Source organism: Planktothrix sp. FACHB-1355 (assembly GCF_014748295.1).
Classification (GTDB): domain Bacteria; phylum Cyanobacteriota; class Cyanobacteriia; order Cyanobacteriales; family Aerosakkonemataceae; genus Aerosakkonema; species Aerosakkonema funiforme_A.
Window position 1 is genome coordinate 1 of record NZ_JACJUP010000501.1, and the last position, 4653, is coordinate 4653.

The window sequence follows — 4653 nt, forward strand, 5'->3', positions numbered from 1 at the left end:
GAATCCGATCGTATCCAGCGACGTAGTAAGCAATGGCCCACTGATCAAAGCAGGGTCGAGATTCAATCGCTTCAATCCCATTGGCAACAGCGTTCCCAAGGTGGCAGCGATCAACACGTTAATAGCCATGACCAGTCCGGCGATCGAGGATACCCATCGCTGATGAGGGGGAGACCAAATCAACGAAAGAGTACCTAAAGAAAGCGCCAATGCTATCGCAGTACCCAATGCTGCCAAAATTTCCTTCCGCAAAATAGCCAGAGTATCTTGGGGAGTAATTTCACCCACACCAAGTCCTCGTACTGTCACCGATAAAACCTGAAAGCCCACATTGCCGCTGCTGTTTGCCAAAATCGGCATAATTACTGCCAAGACGGTAACAGATGAAATAACGTGTTGGAAAGGCGCGATCGCACTTGCGGCGGCAATATACAGACCGATATTGATCAGCAGCCACGGCAGACGCTTGCGAAGGGTCACCAGCGGAGGAGACCACGCCGCTTCGTCACCGCCGCTGACCCCCGCCAGTTTCTGAATATCCTCAGTTGCTTCTTCTTCTAAAATGTCTACAACATCATCAATGGTGACAATTCCGACCAATCTATCTTCCCGATCGACCACCGGCGCGGCGATCAAGTCATAACGCTTCATCAGTTGCGCTACTTCTTCCTGCGGTGTATCCGTGCGGACTCTGACGACGCGATCGCTAGCAATATCGCCTACCAATACATCCGGAAACGTAAACAGCAACTGCCGCAGCGAAACCACCTTCAGCAATTTGCGGTTGTCATCCGTGACGTAAGCGTAGTATATTGTTTCCTTATCTTCATCGCTCAAACGAATTTTGTGGAGGGCTTCCCCAACCGTCAATCCCTCCCGCAACCGGACGTATTCCGTCGTCATCACCCGACCGGCAGTTCCTTCCGGATACCCCAGAATTGTCGCCGTCGCCCGTCTTTCTTCCGCGTTCAGTTGCTGTACCAGCCGCTTTACTACCCCAGCTGGCAGTTCGTCAAATAATTCTGCCCGGTCATCCGGTCGCATTGAACCCACAATTTGACAAACATGGGCGTTGTGCAGGGAATTAATCAGTTCTTCCTGCACTTCTGGCGGTAGATATTCAAAGACATCGATCGCGTGGTCTTTTTTGAGCAGACGAAATGCGATCGCTCGCCGTTCTGGTAGCAGTTCTGCAATGTAATCTCCTACATCAACAGCCGGTATGCGATTTAGTTCAAACTTGAGTTGATTTAAATCGGCAATATCCGATAGTGCAACACGTCCTTCCTGAGTGAGCATAAAACCTCCCAATCTCCCCTATCCAGGGAGACTGGCTCACCAGGCTAGAGGAGCGTAATACTGTGACTGGATGGACTTGGGTCCATGAAACTGATTCACTGAATTCAACACTGGTATCGACTCTGAGCTGACGACGCCAGTAAGTATATGCTACTCCCAGAAGATTAATTGCACAATCCCAGTGCAGGAGCCAAGGGAAGTCAAAAGTCAAAAGTCAAAAGTCAAAAGCTAAAAGTCCTCCTCTTCCCTCTCCATAAGCTCCTCCGCTCTCCCTGTTCCCTCTTCCCTAACCCCTAACCCCGACGCCCGACGCCCGACGCCAGCCAGTTGTTGTTCCATACAGTATTTGCTAAAATTTCACCCACCGCCGTCATCCAATTTGAGGTTTCATATCGATGGACATCAAACTAATTTTAATGGGGTTGACTATTGTCTTTATCGTGGCGAGCTTGTTCTTCGGCACCAAAAATGGATTTTACGATTCAGACAACTATCACGGTAACGGTTCAGCCCACTAAGCGAAAGTTATGAATTTTGAGTTTTGAGTTTTGAGTCGCCAACTTCTTTAACTCAAAACTTAAAACTCAACACTCAAAACTGTTTTCAAGGGAGCATCGTGATCGACCTAGAATGCTTACCCTACAGCGTTAATCATGAGGACGAAGGCGTCTGTCTGCTCGTGCGGATGGGGCCATATCGCATCATGCTCGACTGCGGTATGGATAACATTACCCCGCTACAAACAAATTCAAAGCAAGCACTGCCAGCAGACTTAGTGCTGTGCAGCCACGCTCACCCAGACCACGCCAGAGGTTTTCTGGCGCTGCATAAGGCTTTTCCTCAACTGCCAATCTATGCCAGCGAGGTGACAGCTCAGTTGTTGCCGCTGAATTGGCCAGAGGTAAAACCCCAAAACATCCCGCAATTTTGTCAAGCTTTGCCGTGGCGATCGCCAGTGGAGTTCCAAGACGGTCTGTGTGCCGAATTGTTTCCCGCAGGCCATCTGCCAGGAGCGGCTACCATCCGGCTGACCTACACCACTCCTCGCCGTACCTACACGCTCATATATACGGGTGACTTTTTCCTGTCCAACTCGCGACTGGTAGAGGGATTGCCTCTAGATTCCTTGCGGGGAATAGAGCCGGATGTACTGATTCTGGAAGGCACCTACGGCACTGCTCGTCATCCCCATCGGCGGCAGCAAGAAAACCAGCTCTCCGAGCGCATTAGTCGAGCGATCGCAATGGGTCAATCTGTCCTGCTACCTGTGCCTACTTTGGGCCTGGGTCAGGAAATCCTCATGCTGCTTCGCAGTCATCATCTCTTTACAGGTCGCGACTTGGATATCTGGGTAGATGGCAATGTTGCTACAGGTTGCGATGCTTATCTCAATCTCCTACCTTATCTACCCGCATCAGTACAGAATTTTTCCCGACATCAACCTTTGTTTTGGGACGAACGAGTCCGTCCCCGCGTGCGTCGGCTACAACCTGAACAGCGTCGCGCGATCGGCAAGTCTCCTTGCATTGTTTTCACGGACGAAATCGGCGATTTGAGCGATTATTGCCATCCAGATAGCGGTTCTTGGCTAATATTACTGCCTCAGCGACCGGGGCGTTCCATCAGTTCTGAGTTCCAAGTTATCATTCCTGACTTTGGTTCTTTTCCCGAAGTATCCAGCAGTGGGGGTAAGCACCAAGGTAGCTCATCCCCAGCACTTATTAACGTCGAAACCTATTTATTGGCTCAGCATTGCGATGGCCCCGGCACTACGCAACTGATTCATAACCTACGTCCGCAGCACATAGTATTTGTCCACGGTTCGCCTACATATTTAGCAGATTTGACTAATTTGGAGGAACTGCACAACCGCTACCATTTGCATTGTCCATCAGCAGGAACGCTGGTAGAACTGCCTATTGGCGATACATTTCTGCAACCCGCTGCACCGGAAACTAACTATGAAGGGGAATTGACCGAGCTGGGGACTGTAGTGACAATTGCGCTTCCCGATACCATTACTGGTGACCCTCGCTGGCAAAACTTTGCCGATACAGGTTTGGTTGAAGCTCGTTGGCAGGGTGAGGAACTGGTATTGCGAGGTTTATCCCAACGGGAGTTACTTACCCAAGGAAGCGATCGCATCCCGACTGACTTAGCCTGCTGCGGTAACTGCCGACACCAGCGAGGACAGCGCTGTTGGAACCAAGCATCGCCCCTGTTTGGCTTCAAGGTAACGCCAGATGGTTACTGTCCTGTTTTTGAACCCGGTGCTGTACCCCCGCGATCTTATCGGGAAGATGAGGAAAATAAAAAATAAACGATCTCAAATCCCTTAGTTGAGATTTATTTAAAAATGACAAAAATTTAGCCCAGCGCTGGGCATTAAATGCTGGGCTAAAACTGAATTGATTAAAGTCCAAACAGCCCCTAATTAGATTAATCTAAATTGGAGTCTGGGTAATGATTGCGAATTTGTTCGGCTTCGGGACAATCATCTGAAACCAACGGTTCTACATTACCTCTCGGTACTGATGCTAATTTCTGACTGACAGCACCAATGCTTTCTAGGCGCACCATCTCTTCCCAAGAAGAAATTTCATCATCTTCTTCTGTTTCATAACGTAATGTAACTAAATCTCCTTCAATATCGATGATGCGAGCGCGTTCTATCCAACGTTGCTGGTCCCGCAAGAAAACACAGACTTCTCGACCATCGCAACAGAGTTGATAGATCTTGCGGTGTAGCATGTATTGTTTCTCCTGAACAGGGAATTCTTGAACGTACCCCAACTAAATTAAAAATTATAGTTGGGCAAAATTTACGCTAAAAGAACTTAGCGTTACCGGAAAAACTGGCTTCCTCAGTGCTTCGCAGCCAAAAGTGACCGCGATAGCTCCAGCAAATATAATTCTTAGGTCGTGCCAATTTAATGCCGTACCAATGCTAGTCTAAAAACTAAAAAAGCAGTCATCTGGAGTCAGAAACGGGTTTTTGTTCGTAATATTATACGGATTTCGGTGCAATTATGGTAGATCGATTCTGGCTCCTAGATTCTTCACTTTTAACTTTTAACCTTTTACCTCCTACAGAAAGGAGATTTTCCGTTGGCGCAGCCTGCCGTAAACACAGGTTAGGTTATCGCACTACGGTGATCGCACTCGCAAATTGCTTACCCTGGATTCACGCTTACTCGGAAAGAGTATAATTGCTTTTGGAGCAGCGTCTAGCAGCCCATTGCTGAAATCCAGTTTAGAACTTGTCTGCGGGTATCGTAACACAAGCGGGACGCTTTCATCTGAATTCCCAGCTTTGAGTCAGGTAAAATCTAAAAATTTTGCTTTTTTTATTTT

3 protein-coding genes are annotated in these 4653 nt (G+C 48.4%); 1 reads left to right on the top strand and 2 read right to left on the bottom strand.

From position 1 onward, the window contains the following. Window positions 1-1299, bottom strand: a 1299-nt coding sequence (gene mgtE / locus H6S82_RS19270) for a magnesium transporter (RefSeq protein ID WP_191056575.1), incomplete at its 3' end; no start/stop codon positions are given. A gap of 619 nt (window positions 1300-1918) precedes the next feature. Between mgtE and H6S82_RS19275 the strand changes: the two genes are divergently transcribed. After that, entirely contained in the window at window positions 1919-3619 is a 1701-nt protein-coding gene (locus H6S82_RS19275; protein WP_190474299.1) for an MBL fold metallo-hydrolase, read from the top strand. A 119-nt stretch (window positions 3620-3738) separates the two neighbouring features. On the opposite strand, the gene H6S82_RS19280 is transcribed toward H6S82_RS19275, so the two are convergent. Continuing rightward, window positions 3739-4050 (bottom strand): DUF6679 family protein, encoded by a 312-nt coding sequence (locus H6S82_RS19280; RefSeq protein WP_190474290.1) that lies wholly within the window; start codon window positions 4048-4050, stop codon window positions 3739-3741. Between the last annotated feature and the right edge of the window lie 603 nt (window positions 4051-4653).